Origin of the sequence: Streptosporangium sp. G11 (assembly GCF_051192615.1) — a bacterium.
In the GTDB taxonomy this organism is placed as follows: domain Bacteria; phylum Actinomycetota; class Actinomycetes; order Streptosporangiales; family Streptosporangiaceae; genus Streptosporangium.
In genome coordinates this window covers 204,589-224,602 of the sequence record NZ_JBPJUQ010000002.1, presented here as the reverse complement: position 1 = coordinate 224,602, position 20,014 = coordinate 204,589, and the positions used below count along the sequence as shown (strand labels likewise).

14 protein-coding genes are annotated in these 20,014 nt (G+C 72.4%); 10 read left to right on the top strand and 4 right to left on the bottom strand.

The features are described 5' to 3' along the window. Nucleotides 1-198: 198 nt before the first annotated feature. Nucleotides 199-546, top strand: a complete 348-nt coding sequence (locus tag ACSDR0_RS03030) for a helix-turn-helix domain-containing protein (protein WP_030904158.1) — start codon at nucleotides 199-201, stop codon at nucleotides 544-546. Here the strand turns inward: ACSDR0_RS03030 and ACSDR0_RS03025 are convergent. The 3 genes from ACSDR0_RS03025 to ACSDR0_RS03015 all read right to left on the bottom strand — a co-directional run bounded on the left by ACSDR0_RS03025 (nucleotide 543) and on the right by ACSDR0_RS03015 (nucleotide 3,661). Continuing rightward, complete coding sequence (locus ACSDR0_RS03025) at nucleotides 543-1,334, bottom strand: Fpg/Nei family DNA glycosylase (protein WP_435287151.1); 792 nt, start codon at nucleotides 1,332-1,334, stop codon at nucleotides 543-545. The genes ACSDR0_RS03030 and ACSDR0_RS03025 overlap by 4 nt on opposite strands. Nucleotides 1,335-1,520: 186 nt before the next feature. Continuing rightward, nucleotides 1,521-1,970, bottom strand: coding sequence for an RrF2 family transcriptional regulator (locus ACSDR0_RS03020; protein ID WP_435287150.1), 450 nt, complete (start codon nucleotides 1,968-1,970; stop codon nucleotides 1,521-1,523). A 20-nt stretch (nucleotides 1,971-1,990) separates the two neighbouring features. After that, nucleotides 1,991-3,661, bottom strand: a complete 1,671-nt coding sequence (locus ACSDR0_RS03015; RefSeq protein WP_435287149.1) for a condensation domain-containing protein — start codon at nucleotides 3,659-3,661, stop codon at nucleotides 1,991-1,993. Between the two features lie 308 nt (nucleotides 3,662-3,969). Here ACSDR0_RS03015 and ACSDR0_RS03010 point away from each other — a divergent pair, with 308 nt between their 5' ends. The 3 genes from ACSDR0_RS03010 (at nucleotide 3,970) to ACSDR0_RS03000 (ending at nucleotide 7,375) form a co-directional block, all read left to right on the top strand. Next, complete coding sequence (locus ACSDR0_RS03010; RefSeq protein WP_435287148.1) at nucleotides 3,970-5,148, top strand: ROK family protein; 1,179 nt, start codon at nucleotides 3,970-3,972, stop codon at nucleotides 5,146-5,148. 350 nt (nucleotides 5,149-5,498) lie between these two features. Then, a complete protein-coding gene (locus ACSDR0_RS03005) occupies nucleotides 5,499-6,677 on the top strand; it encodes a hypothetical protein (protein ID WP_435287147.1) in 1,179 nt (392 codons plus the stop codon). After that, a complete protein-coding gene (locus ACSDR0_RS03000; RefSeq protein ID WP_435287146.1) occupies nucleotides 6,674-7,375 on the top strand; it encodes a PIG-L deacetylase family protein in 702 nt (233 codons plus the stop codon). The genes ACSDR0_RS03005 and ACSDR0_RS03000 overlap by 4 nt, the downstream gene beginning before the upstream one ends. A gap of 42 nt (nucleotides 7,376-7,417) precedes the next feature. On the opposite strand, the gene ACSDR0_RS02995 is transcribed toward ACSDR0_RS03000, so the two are convergent. After that, nucleotides 7,418-8,938, bottom strand: coding sequence for a glycoside hydrolase family 3 protein (locus tag ACSDR0_RS02995; protein WP_435287145.1), 1,521 nt, complete (start codon nucleotides 8,936-8,938; stop codon nucleotides 7,418-7,420). 179 nt (nucleotides 8,939-9,117) lie between these two features. Between ACSDR0_RS02995 and ACSDR0_RS02990 the strand changes: the two genes are divergently transcribed. Genes ACSDR0_RS02990 through ACSDR0_RS02965 form a run of 6 tightly spaced genes read left to right on the top strand, consistent with a single transcriptional unit; the run spans nucleotide 9,118 to nucleotide 20,006 of the window. After that, nucleotides 9,118-10,617, top strand: coding sequence for a condensation domain-containing protein (locus tag ACSDR0_RS02990; protein ID WP_435287144.1), 1,500 nt, complete (start codon nucleotides 9,118-9,120; stop codon nucleotides 10,615-10,617). Next, complete coding sequence (locus tag ACSDR0_RS02985; protein WP_435287143.1) at nucleotides 10,614-15,269, top strand: non-ribosomal peptide synthetase; 4,656 nt, start codon at nucleotides 10,614-10,616, stop codon at nucleotides 15,267-15,269. The genes ACSDR0_RS02990 and ACSDR0_RS02985 overlap by 4 nt, the downstream gene beginning before the upstream one ends. Next, nucleotides 15,262-16,734, top strand: a complete 1,473-nt coding sequence (locus tag ACSDR0_RS02980) for an MFS transporter (RefSeq protein ID WP_435287142.1) — start codon at nucleotides 15,262-15,264, stop codon at nucleotides 16,732-16,734. The genes ACSDR0_RS02985 and ACSDR0_RS02980 overlap by 8 nt, the downstream gene beginning before the upstream one ends. Next, on the top strand, nucleotides 16,712-17,761 hold the full coding sequence (locus ACSDR0_RS02975; RefSeq protein WP_435287141.1) for a methyltransferase: 1,050 nt from the start codon (nucleotides 16,712-16,714) through the stop codon (nucleotides 17,759-17,761). Before ACSDR0_RS02980 ends, ACSDR0_RS02975 begins: the two co-directional genes overlap by 23 nt. Next, on the top strand, nucleotides 17,758-19,308 hold the full coding sequence (locus ACSDR0_RS02970; protein WP_435287140.1) for an FAD-dependent oxidoreductase: 1,551 nt from the start codon (nucleotides 17,758-17,760) through the stop codon (nucleotides 19,306-19,308). The genes ACSDR0_RS02975 and ACSDR0_RS02970 overlap by 4 nt, the downstream gene beginning before the upstream one ends. Then, the gene (locus tag ACSDR0_RS02965) at nucleotides 19,302-20,006 is read left to right on the top strand and encodes a DUF6875 domain-containing protein (protein ID WP_435287139.1); all 705 of its coding nucleotides are present in this window, start codon (nucleotides 19,302-19,304) and stop codon (nucleotides 20,004-20,006) included. Before ACSDR0_RS02970 ends, ACSDR0_RS02965 begins: the two co-directional genes overlap by 7 nt. Nucleotides 20,007-20,014: the final 8 nt, after the last annotated feature.

Sequence of the window (20,014 nt, the reverse complement as noted above, 5' to 3'; positions counted from 1 at the left end):
TACGTCCCCAGCGAACATGCTCCACATGGTCTGCCGCGTTGTCGGTTGATACAGGTACGGTGGAACTGTGAGTGAGGTAAAGGTCAAGCGATGATGACGGCGAGGAGTATGTACCAAGGGTCGCGTTCGAAGAACGGGCGGCACGAACCGATAGCGCGGAGTGTCGTGAAGGCATCCGCGCCGGGGAGGGAGCGACAGATGGTCCTGCTGCGTCAGCTGCTCGGTGACGTGCTGCGGCGGCTGAGGGTGCGGCAGAGTCGCACCCTGCGTGAGGTGTCCACACTGGCTCGGGTTTCCCTTGGATATCTTTCCGAGGTGGAACGTGGTCAAAAGGAGGCCTCCTCAGAGCTGCTCGCGTCGATCTGCGGTGCCTTGGGTGTGCCGCTTTCACAGGTTCTCCGTGAGGTTTCCGATCAGTTCGCCTTGGCCGAGCTGCAGCATGCTCCGGTGCTGGCGGGCGATGTCCCCGAACGGGAGCGTCTGCCGATTCCCGAAACCGTGCCTGATTCCGTGTTTCCCGAGGTCAATGACATGGTCGCCGCCTAGCCGGTCGGTCCTTCCGGCTGGCAGTGACGGCACCAGACGATCAGCCGTTCCTGCGGCTGCGCGCCCATCTCCCCACGACTGATCCGACGCCCGCAGCGCAGGCAAGGCCGCCCGGCCCTGCCGTAGACCCAGGTGCTCCGTCCCGGACGGAGGTCGCCTGTCGTCGTCCTGCTCGGGCGTTCCTTGTTAGCGTCCAGCAGTCGCCGTGCGATCGACACGATCGCTCCCAGATCCTCAACCGCCCCCACGGGTCGCCATGGTGACACTCCGGCGAGGAAAAGCGTCTCGGCGCGATAGATCGTGCCGATCCCCGCCAGGTTGCGCTGATCGAGCAGCGCGACCCCGATGCTCGTCTCAGGCCGCCGTGACAGCCGCCGTACGGCTTCGGCCTCGTCCCAGTCCTCCCCGAGCAGATCGGGTCCGAGATGACCGACGAGCCGTCCTTCCTCTCCGGTCGCGACCAGGTCGACCACGCCCAGCCGTATCCCCGCCGCCTGCCATTCCGCGTTGGCCAGCACCAGGCGGACCACGTCGCCTCCGGGCAGCCCCCGCCCCGCGGGTGAGATCTGCCAGTGGCCCTCCATCCGCAGATGGGTGTGGACGGTCAGCCCGCCCTCGATTCTGGTGAGCAGGTGCTTGCCGCGCGAGACGGTCTCCAGCACCGCGCGCCCGGTCAGGTCGGCGGTGGAGTGGCGCGGTACGCGGAAGTCCGAGCGGGTCAGCACCCGCCCGTCGAGCGCCCGGCCGAGCCGCAGGGCGGAGCGGTGGACGACGTCACCCTCGGGCACGGCACCCGCCCCGAGACGCGGGCCGATACCGAGACACGGGCCGATCCCGCGAGGTGAACCGGTTCACGGAGATGAGTCGATCCCGCGAGGTGAATCGATCCTGCGAGGTGAGCCGATCCCGTGAGATGGGCCGGTTTCGTGCGGGCCGGGCCGGCCGGACCCGTATGGGCGGCCACACCGGCACGGTCAGTCCCAGGCCGCGGGGTCGGCCGACAGGGTGCGGACCCGCTCGGGGAGGGCGCCGGTGGCCACGTTCTCCAGCGTGACCTCCTCCAGGATCGCCCGCTCGCTGGCGCGCAGCGCGATCCAGACCTGCTGCAGCGACTCGGCGGGACCCCGGTAGCCGACGTGCTCGGGCCGCTCCCCCCTGACGTTGGCGAGCGGGCCGTCAACGGCGCGGATCACATCGGCGAGGCTGATCTCGGCGGGCGGGCGGGCCAGCACGTAGCCCCCCTCGGGGCCGCGCTGGCCGCGAACCAGCCCGGCACGGCGCATCTGGAGCAGGATGTTCTCAAGGTACTTGGGAGGCATGTCCTGCTCTTTGGCCAGCTCACCCACCGTGGTAGGGCCGTCACCGGCAGCGGCGAGTTCGGCGGCGGCGCGGAGGGCATAGTCGACACGAGCGGATAGGCGCATGTAACCGATTATCCCGCCTGCTATTGGTTCCTTACGCGCAAGGGGCCTAAGGAAGGGTGGTGGCGTCCGTCGCCCTCGGTGACGACGGGCCCGTGGAGCGACGCGCCGGTGGGATCCGGCGCGTGTACGACGTAGTGGTGAGGTGCCATCGCGGAGGTGCGGCCCGGCAGCAGGGCGAGGCAGGCGGCGCGGATCTCCTCGGGGGTTCCGGAGGTGACGTGGCAGGTCAGACGTCCGTCAGGGGCGTGCGTCACCAGGTGGGGACGCCCCTGGACGGCCTCGCCGACGAGCCGCTCCACCGCGCCGAGGTTCACCCAGCAGGAGTCGGTGTAGATCCATTCCGGGTCACGCTTGATGGGCAAAATTCCCGATATATTCGGAATGTCGGAAGCTTGGACGTCCCCGTCTCCGGCCGCGATCAGCAGCCGGACGATCCCGGTTCCGAAACCCTCCGCCTCCGGTCGGCTCATCACTCGTGGATCGATCCAGAGTGTCAGGTCCACCACGTCCTCCAGCCGGTTGGCCCAGAGCGCGAGGTGCGCGGGGAGCGAGGCCGCGGGAAGCCAGGCGCACTCGACCTCGGAGGCCGGCGCGGGCTCGGGCGCGGAGACGGTGACGCCGCTCATGTCGTTGAAGACGCAGTCGCGGGCGAAGTCCACCCCCCGCTCGGAGTTGACGGCCTCGATCACCTCCCAGAGCGCGACGGAGTCGAAACGGCTGTGCTGGTATCCGGAGAGGGACGCCCCGCGGAAGCGGCGGACCGCCTCGTCGAAGGTGGGGACGTCGAGGTCCGCGGTCATCAGCGCGTCCTGGGCCAGCGGCCCGACGTAGTCGCGCAGCTCGGGCCGTACCCGGTTGCTCGCCAGCGACGCGATCACGCAGGTGCGCTGGGTGGTGCGCAGGCCGATGAGGACGCCCAGGGCGGCGAGCGTGATCGCCGAGCGGCTGGCGCCCGTGCGGCTCGCGACGGCCTCCAGCGCCTCGGCCGCCACCGCCGAGCGGACCCGCAGCCGGGGCCGGATCGCGTCGGCGTCGGCCTCGGCCGCCTCGTCGATCGCGAACATCGACTGCGGTGCCCGCCTGAGCCCGCTCTCCCAGTGCCGCAGGGCCGCCTCGGTCCTGCGCAGGGACGCCGGGGTGCCCTCGGCGGTCGCGAGGTCCAGCGGCTGCATCGGGCACGGCGCCGGTACGGCGACCCCCCGGATCAGGCGCTCCCACTCCCTCATGACGGTGGCCAGCCCGATGGCGTCGACCGAGGTGTGGGGCAGGACGAAGATCACCAGGCGGGGGGCCTCCTCCTTGGTGATCACGGCGACCCTGATCGGAAGCTCGGTCTCCAGGTCGAACCGGGTGCCCTGCATCCGCAGGCCCACCTCCTCGGCGACCTCGTCGAGAAGGCCGGTCCCGGCGCCGTGCACCTCGACGGGCAGGGAGCCGGAACCGGCCACGACCTGGACGTCCGAGTGGATGGTGGCCCGCAGTCCCTCGTGCCGGGAGAGCAGACGCCCGACCGCCTCGGTGACGGCGGACAGGGGTGTCCCCTCGGGGAGGCGCTTGGTGACACGGAAGTTCATGTGGAGCGGCGGGTCGCGGAGCACGCAACGCGCCATGTTGGCCTGGCCCATGGTCACGGGTCCCTGCCGGCTCCGCAGGCCCGTGTATTCGGCTGCGATCGTGATGACGGTATCCATGTCGAAACCTGCCTCGCCACCCGACGGCAAGGGTCTTACTGAAAAGAACCTTTACCGTTTTCGGGAGTGTTCCACGCGCCCGGCCAACGTCGCAAGCCCTTGTTTTCCGGGCATTGCGGTGGTGAGTGCGGCGACGGTGGCGGCGAAACGGCGATGAGCAGGGACGCGACAGGCTCCGGGAGATCCCCGTCGGCCCCCCGCGGGGGCCGGGCGGGGCTAAACTATCAGGAAGCCTTATTAAGAATAGAACCGTTATTCTTGATTGAAAGTAATTGTGACGGGGAAGCGGCGAACAAGAGAGCATGCGTATGGAGCGACGTCCTGGCGTGCCCAGGCTATTGAGGGAGATCAACGACCGGGCCGCCCTGGAGCTGTTGCTCGCTTCCGGACCGCTGACGCGGGGGCAGATCGGCGAGCTCACGGGCCTTTCCAAGGTGACGGCGTCGCAGACGCTCGCCCGCCTGGAGGGGCGCGGGCTGGTGGAGGTGGCGGGGGAGCAGGCGGGGGGCCGCGGGCCCAATGCCGCGCTTTATGGGATTATTTCCTCCTCGGCCTATGTGGCGGGTCTGGACGTCGGCCCGGAATTCGTCACGACCGCCATCGCCGATATCCACGGGGAGATCGTGGCCGAGGTGCGGGTGGCGCCGAGCGGGCACGACGATCCGGTGGCCCTCGTGCACAACGCGGTGGTCAAGGCGTGCCGGTCGGCCAAGGTCGCGCTCTCCAAGCTGCGCTCGGTCGTCATAGGCACCCCGGGCGTGGTCGACCCCCGCACCGGCGACGTGCGGTTCTCCTTCGACCTGCCCGGCTGGCACGAGGGCATCCACGAGGCACTCGCCCGTGACCTGCGCCGCGACGTCAGGATAGAGAACGACGTGAACCTCGTCGCCATCGCCGAGCGCACCCTGGGGGCCGCCCGCGAGGTCGACGACTTCGTGCTCCTGTGGGTGGGGCGTGGCATCGGCCTCGGCGTCGTGCTCGGCGGGCGGCTGCACCGGGGCCGGTCCGGCAGCGCGGGCGAGATCGGCTACCTGCCGGTGCCCGGGGTGCCGCTGGCCGAGGACGTACGGGCCGTGCCGGGCAGGCTGCCGTCGCTGGCCGGGGGCCTGCAGTCCCTGGTCAGCGCCGAGGCGGTCGCCGAACTCGCCGCGACGTACGGCTTCGAGGGGGAGAGTGCCGCCGAGTGCGTCGCGGCGGCGGTCGCGGCCGGGGAGCGGGGAGAGCCCTTGATCAACGAGATCGCGGGGCGGCTGGCGCTGGGGGTGGCGTCGGTGTGCGTCGTGCTCGACCCCGGGCTCGTGGTGCTCGCGGGGGAGGTCAGCAGGGCCGGGGGCGACGAGCTCACCTCCAGGATCGAGGAGGCGGTGGCCAGGAGCTGCCCGGTCAGGCCGCAGGTGGTGGCCAGCGAGGTGGGCGGCAACCCGGTGCTGCGCGGGGCCGTCATCGCCGCCCTGGAACAGGCCAGGGAGGAGATCTTCACCTCCTGAGCCTCTGAGGTCCCGAGGTCCTGAGCTTCTGGAGGTCCTGAGCTTCTGGAGGTCCTGAGCTTCTGAGGCCCTGAGGCCCTGAGGCCCTGAGGTCCTGAGCTCCTGAGGCCCCGAAGCCCGAGGTCCGGGGCTCCGAATCCTGAGTTTTGAGTCCTTGGTTCGGATTTTTCGGTATCGCGACCGCCGGAGCCTTGGCCTGGATTTCCCGCCCTGGGTTCCCGGGATCCGGGTGTTCGGCGGGGTTGGAGACTCTTCTCGGCGAACGGCCGTTGCGCGGCGGGCAAGATCCTCTATGCTGGCGCGGAAATGTCATGAAAAAGACGTCTTTCCGTGATCGGGGATGGGGACAAATGACGGCTGTCATCGTCGTGTTGCATGCCGAGGACGTCGCCCTGGAGTTCGTTTCCGTCCTGCGGGACCATGCCGACCAGGACGTCCTGGTCGTCGTCGGGCAGGCGAGGGCGAGTGTGACCCTGCCGGCGGGGCTGTCCCTGCGGGAGCGCCTGGAGCTGCTCGGACCCATGGTGGAGCCCGGGGGCAACACCGCGGAGCTGCCCGTCCCCTCCGACGTGGCGGCGCTGCTCGGCGAGGCCCCCGGCGAGATCTGGACCCACTCGCCCGCCGACCACCGCATCCGCCGGGCCCGGTTCGGCTGGATCGTCTCCCGAGCCGTGGCGCCGTTCTCCCCGTCCCCGGCGTCCTCCCCGTCCTCGCCGACCGTGACCTGCTCGGTCGGCGACAACCCCTTCCTGCAGACGATCCCCGGTACGGCGACCGCGATCACCGCCGCCGAGGCCGAGGCGAAGATCGATTTCATCAACCGGCGTGCCGGTGAGCTGCTGCGCAGCCGGGTGGCCGACCGGCTCGTCACCACGGACCGGGTTCCGGCCGTCGAGAGGTTCTTCACCGTGAGCGCCGTGCAGGCCAACCGCCTCTACGCGCTGATCTCCAGCCTCGGGGACGACGCCGCGGTGGCCGACGACCCGTGGGAGTTCGGGCGCTCGGCCTACGAGGCCGCGCGGCTGGACGCGACCGCCGCGTGGACCGCCCGCTGGTGCTCCCCGCAGGACGGGCCGATCGTGGAGGTCGGTGCGTGCCAGGGTGAGCTCACCCGGCGGCTGGCGGGGAAGGGGTACCGGGTCCAGGCGACCGAGCCCAACGTGGGTTTCCGCGCCCGCCTGGCCGAGCGGGCCGAGCCGGGAGTGGAGGTGCTCCCGGACAGCCTGGAGGATCTCGCCGACCACGGGGAGCGTCAGGCGGCGGCGTACCTGCTCGTCGAGATGCTCTACTACGACCAGGATCTGACGCTCCTCGACCGGTTGCCGACCGACCTGGTCCTCATCGCGCTGGAGACCGGTCAGCTCAACGAGCGGGTCTGGCCCTGGCTGCGCGAGCAGTCCACCTGGAGGGTCGCCGAGCGCGTCGAGCTCGCCCCGCCGACACTGGAGTCCGTCTGCGACGGCCTCGCCTACCTGCGCAAGCGCGGCAGCCGCGGTCTCGTGCTGGCCAGGGCGGGGTGGCGGCGATGAGCTGGGAGACGATCGTGGTCTCGCCGCACTTCGACGACGCCGTGCTGTCGGTGGCGGGGCTGCTCGCCCGCCGCGAGGGAGACGCGGTGATCGTCACGGCGCTGGGCGGCGCGGCCGGTGAGGCGCTCTCGGCGTGGGACCGGCTGTGCGGGTTCGTCTCGGCGGAGGAGACGGCGCGGGAGCGGCGGGCCGAGGACGCGCGGGCGTGCGAGATCCTCGGGGTCGACCAGGTGGTGTTGGACAATCCGGACGTTCCTGCGGCCGGGCTCCCGCTGGACGACCTGGAGGCGTTCCTCACCGAGCACGCCACCCCGCGCACGCGCGTGCTGGTCCCGATGGGGATCGGCAACGCCGACCACGAGGCCGTACGCGACCGGGCGCTCGACGTGCTGCGGAAGGTCGAGACCCTGGAGCCCTGGGTCTACGCCGATCTTCCCTACGCCTCCGCCGTGCGCGAGTGGGGGAGCCCGGCGGCCGGGGAGGCCCTGGCGACCAGGCCGCCGGTCCGCGCGCTCGCCGAGCGGTACCGCCTCCGGCCGGGGCCGCGGCTGAGCCTGGACGAGGGCGGGTGGATGCTCAAGCGGCGCGCCACCCTGGCGTACGCCTCGCAGATCGCGCCGCTCGCCTGTGACTACGGGGAGTTTCTCGCGATGCCGGGTCCCCTCCAGCACGAGCTGGTGTGGGTCCTCGGCGACTGACCTCTCGTCGCGCCTTCCCCGCGCTCCCCGGACTCCGCGGGGTCAGCCGCCGGTGACCGGGAGCGGGTGGCGGCCCGCGAGGAGTTCGGCGGCGGCCTGGCCCGAGGCGGTGGTCGCGCCGTGGGTGGTGATGTGGGTGGCGCCCGGGGTGGCCGGACCCGGCAGGCCCATCTCCACCACGATCGCGTCGGGGCGTCGTGACAGCAGGGCGCCCAGACGGTCCGAGACCCAGGCGTGCCGGTGGGCGTCGCGCACCACGATCACCAGCGGGCGCCCGTCCGAGGGCGGCGGGACCGTGTCGCCGGAGCCGAGTCGCAGAGTCGTCGTGCCCGGCAGCAGCGCGGTCAGTGGCGTGGCGACGCCCCACGGGGTGGCGCGGTCGACGGCGATGTTCGTCTCGGAGACGAACTCGATCACCTGGGGCGCGGCCGGCAGCGGCAGCCCGTCGCCGCGGACCCGCAGGGCCCGCCTGGCCGCGGCGAGCCCCGCGGGCTCACCCGTCCGGCTCGTCTCTCCGGCCGCCCGGCGTCGCTCCGCCGACCAGGCGGCCAGGCGGCGGACCCGGGAGGCCGCCTCGGCCAGGCGTTCCTCGGGAAGGGTCCCGTCGGCCACCGCGCCCATGATGGCGTTGCGCATGAACCCGACCACCCCGGGCCCCTTGCGCTCGCCGCCCACGCAGATCGCGTCGGCCCCGGCGGCGAGGGCGCGGACCGCCGCCCCGGTCACGCCGTACCGCTCGGCGACCGAGGGCATCTCCACGCCGTCGGTCACGATCAGGCCGTCGAAGCCCAGTTCCTCCCTGAGCAGGCCGACCAGGATGCGGCCGCTCATGGTGGCGGGGAGGTCGGGGTCGTAGGCGGGGACGAGCAGGTGGCCGGTCATCACGGCACGTACCCCGGCCTCGATGGCGGCCCGGTAGGGCGGGAGCGTGGTGACCGCGAGCTCCTCGGCCGAGTAGGAGACGGTCGGCAGGTCGTCGTGCGAGTCGACGGCGGTGGCGCCGTGGCCGGGGAAGTGCTTGGCGCAGGCGGCCACCCCCGCCGACTGGAGGCCGGTGACCCAGGCGCGGGCGTGCCGGGCGACCAGCATGGGGTCGGCGCCGAACGCGCGGGTGCCGACGACGGGATTGTCCAGGTCGGAGTTGACGTCGACCACGGGAGCGTAGTTGAGGGTGATGCCCGCCGTGGCCATGTCCAGCCCGATCTCGCGGGCGACCCGCTCGGTCAGCCCGGGGTCGTCCACCGCGCCCAGAGCGAGGTTGCCGGGGCGCGAGCTGCCGGTGAGCGCCTCCAGCCGGGTGACGTCGCCGGCCTCCTCGTCGGTGGCGATCACCACGTCCGGGTTCTCCGCGCGCAGCGCCGCGGTCAACGCCCTGGTCTGCTCGATGTCTACAAGATTCCGGGAGTAGAGCGCAACCCCTCCGAGCCCCTCGGCGAGCCGTCTCCGCAGCCAGTCCGGCACCTCCACACCCACGAACCCGGGCTGTAACACGGTGTCGGCAAGCCCGGCCAGTTCAGGGCTCGCGCCGTTCGGCCCGCTCGTCCGGCCACCGCGAACGATCATCAACGCCTCCAGGTCGGTTCATGGCAAGTCGCTTGTCTCAGGCGTACCACATGTGTAGCATTCGGGTTGCGTAAATAGACAAGAAACTTTCCTAATAATTGTCTGTCAAGACTGATGTCAAGGGCGACGCAGCCCCGGTGCCTGCCCGAAGCGAGTCACCCACGAGGGAGACGGACAGGATGTCGAACGCCCCCTTCGACCTGCGGGGAATCCCGCTGGCGCTTCACCTGAACGGTCCCGTCGACGTTCCGGCGCTGCTGGGAGCGTGCGCCGACGTGGCCGGAAGGCACCCGGTGCTCGGCCGGGTCAGGGTCACCCGCACGGAGTCGACCCCGGAGCGCTACCCCGGGGTCGCCGCGGCCGAGGCCGCACGCCCGTTCGACCTGGAACGCGGCCCGCTCGCCCGGTTCACGCTGGTCACGGTGGGTCCCGAGCGCGTCAGGCTGCTCTTCACGGCGCACGGACGGGTGTTCGACGCGGACTCCAAGGACATTCTGGTCCGCGACCTGGCCGACGCCTACTTCTCGCGGGCCACCCTGCCCGGCCCGACGTCGCAGTCCTCCCCGGTTCCGCCGCCGTACGGCTCCTCGCAGAACCCGCCGTCCGCGCGGACGGACCGGCGTGGCCGCTCCGGAGCGCACGGCGGGGCCATCCCCGCGCCGCCCGACGGCGCCGAGGAGTTCTGGAAGGAGCGCGACCGCGAGCCCGCCGAGCTGGTCCTGCCCGGCCTGCGCGCCGCCCCGCGCGGCACCGGTCCCGGTGAGATCGTCGAGATGGTGCTCGGCGGCGCGGAGTCCGGGGCCCTCACCGAGGCCGCCACGGCGCTCGGCGCGACCAGGTTCGAGCTGCTGCTGGCGGCCGTGGGCGTGCTGCTGCGCCGGTACGGCACCTCCGCGTCGCCACTGGCCCTCGACCTCGGCACCCGCACGTGTGAGACGCGCGACCGCGTCGGGCCGTTCGTGGCGCGGGTGCCGTTCGCCTCGCACCCCGGCCTCGACGAGGGGTTTCCCGACTACCTGCGCGCGGTTCAAGGCGAGCTCCACGCCATGTACCGGTTCCGGCACGCGCCCCCGGAGCCGCCCTCCTCGCCGGTCGTGCTCAGCTACCGCAGGAGGGCGGCCGTCCCGGAGTTCCCCGGTGTCGGGGCGGGCGTGGAGTGGACGGTCTTCAACGGGGCCGCCCACGGCGCGTTGCACATCCAGGCCGTGGACGCCGGGTCGAGCCTCACCCTCGGTCTCCGCTTCAATCCCGCCGCGATCGGTCACGACGACGTGTCCAGGATCGCGGGTCACCTGCGCGCGCTGCTGCGCGCCATCTCCGCCGAACCCCGTGCGAAGGTCGCGGATCTGGCGGAACCACCCCACTCAACGTCCCACGAGGAGTCTCCCGTGACCGACCTGTTCGTCCCGGCCCCCGACAACGTGACGGAACCTCCCGCCGAGGAGGACCCGGTCACCGCGCAGGTCCGGGAAATCTGGCAGGAGCTTCTCCGCCTCGACGACATCGGGCTGGACGAGGACCTCTACGACCTCGGCGGGCACTCGCTGACCATCACCCAGATCATCGCCAGGACCCGCCGCAGGCTCGGCGTGGAGATCTCCCTGGACGTCTTCTTCGACAACCCCACCATCGCCGGCGTCGTCGAGGAGGTCACGCGTCTGCGGGGCGAGGTCGCGTGAGCACGCTCTCGTACGCCCAGGAGCGCCTGTGGTTCCTGGACCGGCTCACTCCCGGAAACGGGACGTACAACATGATCATCTGCGAGCGGCTCACCGGGCCGCTCGACGCCGGCGCCCTGGAACGGGCGCTGGGCGAGATCGTGGCCAGGCACGAGGCGCTGCGGACCGTCTTTCCCGAGGTCGGGGGCTCCCCGGTCGCGACGGTCCTGGATCCCGTGCCGCTGGTAATGGAGAGACTCGACCTGACCGGCGAGCCGTCGCCGTACGGGACGCCGCCGGAGCGGGGGACGGACGGCGGCGGCTCGCCGCATGGTTCGCCGGGCGGGCCGTTGCACGCACCACCGCACGCGCCGTACGAACCGCAGCACGAGCCGAACGTGCCGCCGCATGATTCGCCGGGCGGGGGCGCGGGGGCGTCGCGGGAGCGGGAGCTGGAGGCGTTGCTCGCCGAGCGGAGCAACCGGCCGTTCGACCTGGTCACCGGGCCGCTGCTGCGGGCGAGCCTGGTGCGCACCGGTCCCGACGAGCACGTCCTGCTGGTCGTCGTGCACCACATCGCCGGGGACGCCTGGTCGATCGAGCAGGTCATGTTCGGGGAGCTGGCGTCGCTGTACACGGCCTTCACCCTCGGGTTGCCGTCCCCCCTCGCGCCCGCGCGTCAGTACGCCGACTACGTGCGCGGGCAGCGCGAGCATCCGGTGGACGTCACCGCCGTGGTGCGCGAGCTCGACGGCGTCCCTGCGCTGGAACTGCCCACCGACCGGCCGCGCCCGGCCGTGCGGACCACCGAGGGCGATCTGGTGATCCACCGGATCCCGCTGGAGCTGTGGCGGGGGATCACCGGGATGGCGCGGGCCGAGCGGTGCACGCCGTTCATGGCCCTGCTGGCCGCCTACCAGGTGCTGCTCTCCCGATACACCGGCCAGGACGACTTCTGCGTCGGCACCCCCGTCGCGGGTCGCGACGAGGAGGAGTTCGAGCAGGTCTTCGGCGTTTTCATCAACACCCTCGCCCTCCGCGCCGACCTGGCGGGCGACCCGACCTTCCGCGAGACGCTCAAGCGTGTGCGGCGGCGCGCCTTCACGATGTACGGCCACGCCGCGGTGCCGTTCGAGCACGTGGTGAGCGAGCTGCGCCTCGACCGCGACCCGGTCAGGACCCCCGTGTTCCAGACGATGCTGATGCTGGGCAACCCGGACGCCGGATCGCTCAAACTCGACGGCATCCGCACCGAGCCGGTGGTCTCGGGACTGGCGGTGGCCAAGTTCGACCTCTCCCTGGACGTGATCGTCTATCCCACGCACGTCCAGTTGATGTTCGCCTACAACACCGGCCTGTTCGACCGGTCCACGGTGGAGCGGATGGGCGCCCAGCTGGAAACGCTGTTCCGCTCGATCGTCTCCGACCCGGGCCGCCGCCTGTCGCGGCTGGAGATCCTGCCCGCCGCCGAACGCGCGATCGTGCTCGGCGGTGCGGTGGCTTCGGACCCGGGGGACGTGCTCTCGGACGGTCCTGCCTGGGAGCCGGGGGATGTGCTTTCGGACGATCCCGCTTGGGACTCAGGAGACGTGCTCTCGGACGATCCCGTCTGGGAGTCGGGGGACGTGCTCTCGGACGGTCCGGTCCGGCCGGTTCGAACGGTCCGGACGGTTCACGGGACGGGGGAGTTCCTCGATCGGCTGATCGCCAGGCAGGCCGCCCGTACCCCCGGCGCCCCAGCCGTGATCACTCCCGCCGTTTCCGGCGGGGGGAGCGCCGTTCTCACGTACGGGCAACTCGACCGGGCCTCGGACGCCGTGGCCGACCGGCTCCGGCCGCTGCTGGAGCGGCCGGAGGGGCCGGGCGCCGCGGAGGGCGGGGAGGCGCGGGTCGCGCTGGCGCTGGCCGCCGGGCCCGAGGCGATCGTGGCGCTGCTGGGGATTCTCAAGGCGGGCGCCGCCTACGTGCCGCTCGATCCGGCGCAGCCCGCCGAGCGGCTGGCGTACCTGCTGGCCGACTGCGGCGCGCGTGCGGCGATCGCGGACGGGACGGAACTCGCCGGGTTCGCCGGGCCGGTCGTCAGCCGCGCAGACCTGGCCCTCTGGGCGGACGGCGATACCAGCGGAAGGGCCAGGACCCGCGAGCCGCTCGCGGGGCACCCCGACCGGACCGCCTACGTGATCTACACCTCCGGGTCCACCGGGCGGCCCAAGGGCGTTGTCGTCGGCCATCGCACGCTCTCCCACCTGGCCCGATCGTTCAGAGACCTGCACGGGTTCGGGCCGGGGGAGCGGGTGCTGACGGTCCCGCCGCTCAGCTTCGACGCCTCGGCGGGGGACGTCTTCCCCGCCCTGATCAGCGGCGCCGCGCTGGTGCTGCACCCCGCTCCCGCCTCGCTGACCGGCCCCGCCCTCGCCGCCCTCTGCGCGGAGCACTCGATCACCATGGTCGACACCGCCTCGGCGCTCTGGCAGCAGTGGGTGGAGGAACTGGACGAGATCGCCGCCCCGATCACCACGATGATGGTCGGCGGCGAGAGCGTTCCGGTGGAACGCCTGCGCGCCTGGGCCGCGCTGACCGGCGGCCGGGTCGCGTTCCACAACCACTACGGCCCGACCGAGGCGACCGTCTGCGCCACCTCGTACCGCACGGTCGACGGCGCGGAACTGGGCGCGGCCACGCACCTGCCGATCGGCACCGCGCTGTCGCACACCCGCGTCCACGTGCTCGACCGCCACGGCAACCCGGCCCCGATCGGGGTGCCGGGCGAGATCCACATCGGCGGCGAGTGCCTGGCCCACGGCTACCTGAACCGTCCCGGGCAGACCGCCGAGCGCTTCCTGCCCGACCCGTTCTCGCCCCGGGCGGGGGCGCGGATGTACGCAACGGGTGACCTGGGCAGATACCGGCCCGACGGGAACCTGGAGTTTCTGGGGCGCACCGACCGGCAGGTGAAGATCCACGGTAACCGGATCGAGCCGGGGGAGGTCGAGGCGGCCTGCCTGGCCCACCCCGGCGTCCGCGAGGCCGTGGTCACCGCCGACACCCGGCGGCTGATCGCCTACCTGGTGGGAGAGCGGCTCACCGTCGCCGAGCTGCGCGCGTTCCTCGCCGGACGGCTTCCCGGCTACATGGTGCCCGGTGCGGTCGTCATGCTCCCCGCGCTCCCGCTGACCTCGCACGGCAAGGTCGACTTCCGGGCGCTGCCCGAGCCGGACGCGGACGGCGAGGCCCCGCCCTACGAGCCGCCGAGGGAGGGCACCGAGCGGGTCGTCGCCGGGATCTGGGCCGACGTGCTCAAGGCGGACCCCGGTCGCGGGGACAACTTCTTCGATCTCGGCGGGCACTCGCTGCTGGCCCCGCAGATCGTCTCCAGGATCGCCGCGGAGCTGGGGGTGACGGTCCCGATGGCCGCGCTCTTCGCCGCGACCGACCTGGCCGAGCTGGCCGCCGCCGTGGACGAGCGCGTCGGCCTCCCGGACGCGGGCTCCCGGGCGGGCGGGAACGACTGGACCCCGGCCGCCGTGGACCTGTACGCGGAGGCGGTGCTGCCCGGCGACATCGCCTACACCGGAGCGCCGGTCCCCCAGGGGCCGCCGCGCCGGGTGCTGCTCACCGGTGCCACCGGCTTCCTCGGCGCGTACCTGCTCGCCGGGCTGCTGAGCACCACCGAGGCCGAGGTCCACTGCCTGGTCAGGGGCGACACCCCGGCCGGGCGGCTGCGTGACAACCTCGACAGGTACGGCCTCTGGGACGAGCGCTTCGACGGCCGGATCGTCCCGCACGCCGGGGACCTCGACCTGCCGGGCCTCGGCCTGCCTGCCGGCCGGTTCGCGGAACTGGCGGACACGACCGACCTCGTCGTGCACAACGGGGCCCTGGTCAACTTCGCCCTGCCCTACCGGCGGCTGCGCCGGGCGAACGTGGACGCCGTCCTGGAGATCCTGCGGCTGGCCGCGTCCGGTCGTGTCACCACCCCCGTCCACCTGGTCTCGACGCTCGGCGTGCACCTGACCCCCGGGGAGCGCACGGTCAGGGAGGACGACCCGCTGCCGGACCCCGGCCCGCTGCATTTGGGCTACGACCAGAGCAAGTGGGTCGCCGACCGGCTCGCGGGCGCCGCCAGGGAGACCGGCCTGCCGATCGCGATCCACCGCCCGGCCAGGGTCTCCGCCGACAGCCGCACCGGCCGGTCGGTGCCCGGTGACTTCCTCGGCCGCTTCTTCGCCACGTGCGCCCGCCTCGGCGCGGTACCCGAGGGGGAACGGATCGACATGGCCCCGGTCGACCACGTCGCCTCGGCGATCGTGCACCTGGCGACGAGCCGGGCCGTCGGCGACTTCCACCACCACAACCCGCGCGTGCTGACCTCGGAGGAACTGGCCGGGGGACTGCGCGAGCACGGCTTTCCCGTACGGCTCATGCCGGGCCCCCGATGGCGGCGGCTGGTCCGTGACCGGCTGGAGATCGGCGACGACCTGCCGATCGCCCCCTACCCGGCGTTCTTCGCCGAGTACGGCGCGCTGCCCGGCCCGTCCTTCGACTGCTCGGCCACCGAGGAGATCCTCGCCGCCGCGGGGCTGGTCTGCCCTCCGGCGGACGGGAAGCTGCTCGACCTCTACCTCGGTGACCACATCGGCACCGGAATCCTCGTGGGAGACAGCCGTGCATGACGGGATACGCAGGTTCGTCGTCATCTGGGCGGCGCAGCTGCTGTCGATCATCGGATCGAGCCTGACGGGGTTCGTGCTGGGCGTCTGGGTCTACCAGCGCAACGGCTCGGCCACCGAGTTCGTGCTGATCATGTTGTGCGCGGTGCTGCCCGAGGTGCTGCTCTCCCCGCTCGCCGGGGCACTGGCCGACCGGTGGGACCGCAGGCGGATGCTGATGGCCGCCGACGCCGGGGCCGCCGCGGTCACCGGCGCCCTCGCGCTGCTGCTCGTCTACGGCTCGCTGGAGGTCTGGCACGTCTACGTGATCACGGTGGCCGGGGCCGTCTTCGGGACCTTCCACATGGCCGCGTACCACGCGATGATGCCGCTGATCATGCCGCAGCGGCACCTGGGCAGGGCCAACGGCCTGATGCAGGTCGCCGACTCGGTGAAGATCGCGGCGCCGCTGCTGGCGGGGACGCTGCTGGTGACGGTCGGCGTCACCGGCGTGGTCGTGATCGACCTGGTCACCTTCCTGGTCACGCGGGTGGTCATGTTCGCCGTGCGGCTGCCGCGCGAGGTCACCCGCCCCGGAGCCGCGGCCGCGCCGGAGCCGCTGCGCGGGGACCTGCTGTTCGGCTGGCGCTACCTGCGGGCCAGGCGAGGGCTGTTCCAGCTGGTCATGGTGCTGGCCGCGTACAACCTGTTCTTCGGGATGTCCGGGGTGCTGGTCCAGCCGCTGATCCTGTCGTTCGGATCGGCCGCGGTGCTCGGAGCGCTGATGTTCGCGGGCGGCGCGGGGGTCTTCGCCGGGGGGCTGGCGCTGAGCGCCTGGGGCGGGCCGAGGCGGCGGGTGCGCGGTGTCGCGGCGTTCGTCGCCGTGGGAGGGGTGCTGCTCGCCCTGCACAGCCTCGCGCCCTCGCCCTGGTTGATCGCGGTGGTGGCGCCCGCCTTCCTGTTCACGCTGCCGTTCGTGCAGGGGACCGGGATGACCGTACTGCAGATCAAGACCGACCCCGCGGCGCTGGGCCGGGTCCTCAGCACGGTCCGCGCGCTCACCCAGACCGCCACGGTGCTCACCTACCTGGCCGCGGGGCCGCTGGCCGACCGGGTCTTCGAGCCGATGCTCGCTCCCGGCGGGGCGCTCTCGGGAACCCTCGGCGCCGTGATCGGCACGGGCGAGGGGCGGGGCATCGCGGCGATCTTCCTGATCACGGGCCTGTGCCTGGTGCTGCTCGCGCCGCTCGCCTACCTCCAGCCTCGCCTGCGGAAGGTGGAGTCCGAGCTGCCCGACGCCGAGGACGTGCACGCCCCTCCGGAGCCCGCTTCGGAATCCGCTTCGAAACCCGCTTCGAAACCCGCTTCGGAGCCCGTCACGGAATCCGCCACGGGACGCGGTGCGGAACCCGTCGCGGGACGCGGTGAGGCCGCACTGGGAACCGACGTCGCGCAAGGAGACAGCGATGCCGCTCTATCTCGACCCTGAGGAACTCCGCGGGGCACCGGGCCCCCATATCGACCTGATCGGCGCGATGGCGTTCCGGGCGGCGGGGGCCGCCCAACGCCTGGGGGTCTTCGAGGCGCTCATGCCCGGCCCCCTCTCCGTGACGGAGCTGGCGGCCAGGACGGGCACCGACCCGGCCGGGCTCGCGGTGCTGCTGGAGGCGCTCGCCTCCTTCGGCTACCTCGACCGGGCCCTGGGCCAGGCGCGGGTGTACGGCAACAGCCCGATGGTGGCGGACACCCTCGACAGGCGGAGCCCGTGGAGCTACGCCCCCGCCCTGGCCTTCTGGCAGGACGTGCTGGCCGAGCTCTGGGACGGCCTGGAGGAGTCGGTACGCACCGGCGTCCCCCAGGTCGACTTCTACGCCTGGCTCGAGGAGCGGCCCAGGACGCTGGCCGAGTTCCAGAGCATGCTCGACGGGATGGCCGCCGGGCTCGCCCCGCTGGTCGCCGCGAGCGCGCCTCACCCCGGGGAGCGCCTGCTCGATGTCGGCGGCGGGCACGCCCGCTACAGCATCGCGTTCTGCCAGGCGCACCCCGGGCTCACCGCGACCATCGTCGACCTGCCGAACGCCCTGGAGGGCGGCCGGGCCAGGATCGAGGCGGCCGGGCTGAGCGACCGCGTCACCCTGCTCCCCGGCGACCTGGCCGATCCGGACGCCGGCGCCGGCCTCGGTGCCGGGCACGACACCGCGCTGCTGTTCAACCTCTGCCACGGGTTCGACGAGGCGGGCAACCGCGCGCTGTTCAAGAGGGTGGCGGGCGCGCTGCGCCCCGGCGGCGCGGTGGTCGTGCTGGAGACCTTCGCCGACCTGCCCGAGGGCACGCCCGCGACGGTCGAGGCGTTCATCCGCGCCTTCAGCCTCAACCTCGCCACCACCCAGGGCGGCAGGATCCACTCCTTCGCCGACATCGCCGCCTGGCTGTCCGGTGCCGGATTCGGCCGGATCGAGCGGCGTCACGCCGACGGCCCCAACGAACTGCTCGTCGCCCGCCTGGAGACCACATGAAGATCACTGTCATCGGAGCGGGCCCCGCGGGCACCCTCCTCGCCTGCTACCTGGCCAGGCGCGGGTTCCGGGTCGAGGTCTACGAGCGGCGGGCCGATCCCCGGCTGCTCGACGAGGACGAGAGCAGGTCGATCAACCTCGGCCTGTCCGCCAGGGGCATCGCGGCGCTCACCGACATCGGCCTGATGGACACCCTGTGGCCGCTCACCGTCCCGATGCGCGGCCGGGCCATCCACCTGCCCGGCGGCGCGGTGCCGTTCCAGCCCTACGGCGCCCACGAGGGAGAGATCCTCCACTCGGTCCTGCGCCGCGACCTGATCACCACGCTCATCGACCACGCCGAGGCCCAGCCGGAGGTGACCTTCCACTTCCGGCACCGGCTGGTCGGCCTGGACCGCGACACGGCCGCCGCGCGTCTCGTCCACGAGGAGACCGGGGCCGCGAGCACCGTCGAAGGTGACGCGGTGATCGGCGCGGACGGCGCGTTCTCGCAGGTGCGGGCGCACATGCACCACGGACTGCGGGCCGAGTACCACCAGGAGATCCTGGAGTGGGGGTACAAGGAGCTGACCATTCCCGCCGCCGACGACGGGTCGGCCAGGACCAGGCTGGAGGCCCTGCACGTCTGGCCGGGTGAGGACGCCCTCATCGTCGCCCACCCCAACCGCGACAACTCGCTCACCGGCACGCTCTTCCTGCCCGTCGAGAGGTTCGGCGAGATCACCGACCCCGAGGAGTTCTTCGGGGAACGGTTCCCGGACACGCTCGACCTGATGCCCCACCTGGCCAAGGAGTACGCGGAGCACCCGGTGGGGCACCTGGTGTCGATCCGCACCTCGCCCTGGCACCACCGGGACCGGGTGGCGCTCATCGGCGACGCCTGCCACGCCGTCTACCCCTTCTACGGCCAGGGCATGAACTCGGCGCTCGAGGACTGCACGGTCCTCGACCGCTGCGTGGGCGACCACCCCGGTGACCTCGGGGCCGCCTTCGCCGAGTACCAGCGGCTGCGCAAACCGCACACCGACGTGCTCGACGAGCTGTCCAAGCAGAACTTCGTGGAGCTGCGCGACCGGCTCCGGTCGCCGCTGCACCTGCTGCGCAAGAAGGCGGACCTGCTGCTGGCCCGGGCGCTCCCCGGCCGCTGGGTCCCGCTCTACACGATGATCTCCCACACCACCGTCCCGTACGCGGACGCGCTCGCCCGTGCCCGGCGGCAGGACACGCTCCTGCGCCGGGCGGGGGCGGCGGTGGCCGTCGCCGGGCTGCTCGCCGCGGCTCCGGCCGTCGTCCGCCTCGTCCGCGGCTCCGGCCGCTCCTCGACCGGCACCGCCCTCACACCTCCCGTGCGCGCCGCACACATCGCGCATGCCGCACGTGGCGCCGACCTCGCATCTCTCGTACGCGCCGCCGACGCCGCACACGTCGTACGTGGCGCCGACCCCGCACGCCGCACCGTCTTCGCACGTCTCGTACGCCTCACGCACCTCGCACGTCGCGCACGCCTCGCACAGCGAAACACCCGGAAGGGCGAACCACCATGCTGACCGATCCCGCGGACCCTTCTCGCGTCCTCCTGGAGACCGCCGATCTGGCCGGTGACCACGATCTGGTCCTGCGCTACCGCACCCCGCTCAGGGAGATCGTCACCTGGGCACGAGAGTATCTCTGCCGCCCCCACGAGGAACTGGGCAGGAAGGGGCCCGTCTGCCCGTACGCCCAGACCGCGCTGGACCGCGGCACCTTCTACCTGGCGGTCCGCCCCGGGCGGCCCGGCGGGCCCGAGGCCGCCGAGACCCTCGCCGGCTACCGCGACTGGTTCCCGAGGCTGCCCGCACGGCAGGGAGTGTCCTCGCAGTACCGCACGATCCTCGTTCTCTTCCCCGACCTGCCGGAGTCCGAGGCGGCGGCGGTGATCGACCACGCCCAAGAGGCGCTCAAGTCACGCTATGTCTCCGAAGGGCTGATGATCGGGGAGTTCTACCCCGGCCCGCCGCCCAAGGCGGGGCTGTGGAACCCGTCCTTCCTCCCGCTGGGCAGCCCGGTCCCGCTGCTGGCGATCCGGCACATGGTCGCCACCGACTTCCCGTTCCTGCGCGACGACCCCGCGCAGGTCGCGGCGTACCTGGAACGTTTCGGCGACCGTCCCCCGGCCGCCCTCAGGGCGGAGATCCAGGCCGTCGCCGACCGCTACGGCCTGGTGCCCGCGAACACGTCCTGCGCGCCGTCCCTGACGGCGTCCTGACGGGGAGA

What these genes read in the sequence shown, in the direction of transcription:
- ACSDR0_RS03030 (WP_030904158.1), top strand. Translation starts at nt 199, where the DNA reads ATGGTCCTGCTGCGTCAGCTGCTCGGTGACGTGCTGCGGCGGCTGAGG.
- ACSDR0_RS03020 (WP_435287150.1), bottom strand. Translation starts at nt 1,970, where the DNA reads ATGCGCCTATCCGCTCGTGTCGACTATGCCCTCCGCGCCGCCGCCGAA.
- ACSDR0_RS03015 (WP_435287149.1), bottom strand. Translation starts at nt 3,661, where the DNA reads ATGGATACCGTCATCACGATCGCAGCCGAATACACGGGCCTGCGGAGC.
- ACSDR0_RS03010 (WP_435287148.1), top strand. Translation starts at nt 3,970, where the DNA reads ATGGAGCGACGTCCTGGCGTGCCCAGGCTATTGAGGGAGATCAACGAC.
- ACSDR0_RS03005 (WP_435287147.1), top strand. Translation starts at nt 5,499, where the DNA reads ATGACGGCTGTCATCGTCGTGTTGCATGCCGAGGACGTCGCCCTGGAG.
- ACSDR0_RS03000 (WP_435287146.1), top strand. Translation starts at nt 6,674, where the DNA reads ATGAGCTGGGAGACGATCGTGGTCTCGCCGCACTTCGACGACGCCGTG.
- ACSDR0_RS02995 (WP_435287145.1), bottom strand. Translation starts at nt 8,938, where the DNA reads ATGATCGTTCGCGGTGGCCGGACGAGCGGGCCGAACGGCGCGAGCCCT.
- ACSDR0_RS02990 (WP_435287144.1), top strand. Translation starts at nt 9,118, where the DNA reads ATGTCGAACGCCCCCTTCGACCTGCGGGGAATCCCGCTGGCGCTTCAC.
- ACSDR0_RS02975 (WP_435287141.1), top strand. Translation starts at nt 16,712, where the DNA reads ATGCCGCTCTATCTCGACCCTGAGGAACTCCGCGGGGCACCGGGCCCC.
- ACSDR0_RS02970 (WP_435287140.1), top strand. Translation starts at nt 17,758, where the DNA reads ATGAAGATCACTGTCATCGGAGCGGGCCCCGCGGGCACCCTCCTCGCC.
- ACSDR0_RS02965 (WP_435287139.1), top strand. Translation starts at nt 19,302, where the DNA reads ATGCTGACCGATCCCGCGGACCCTTCTCGCGTCCTCCTGGAGACCGCC.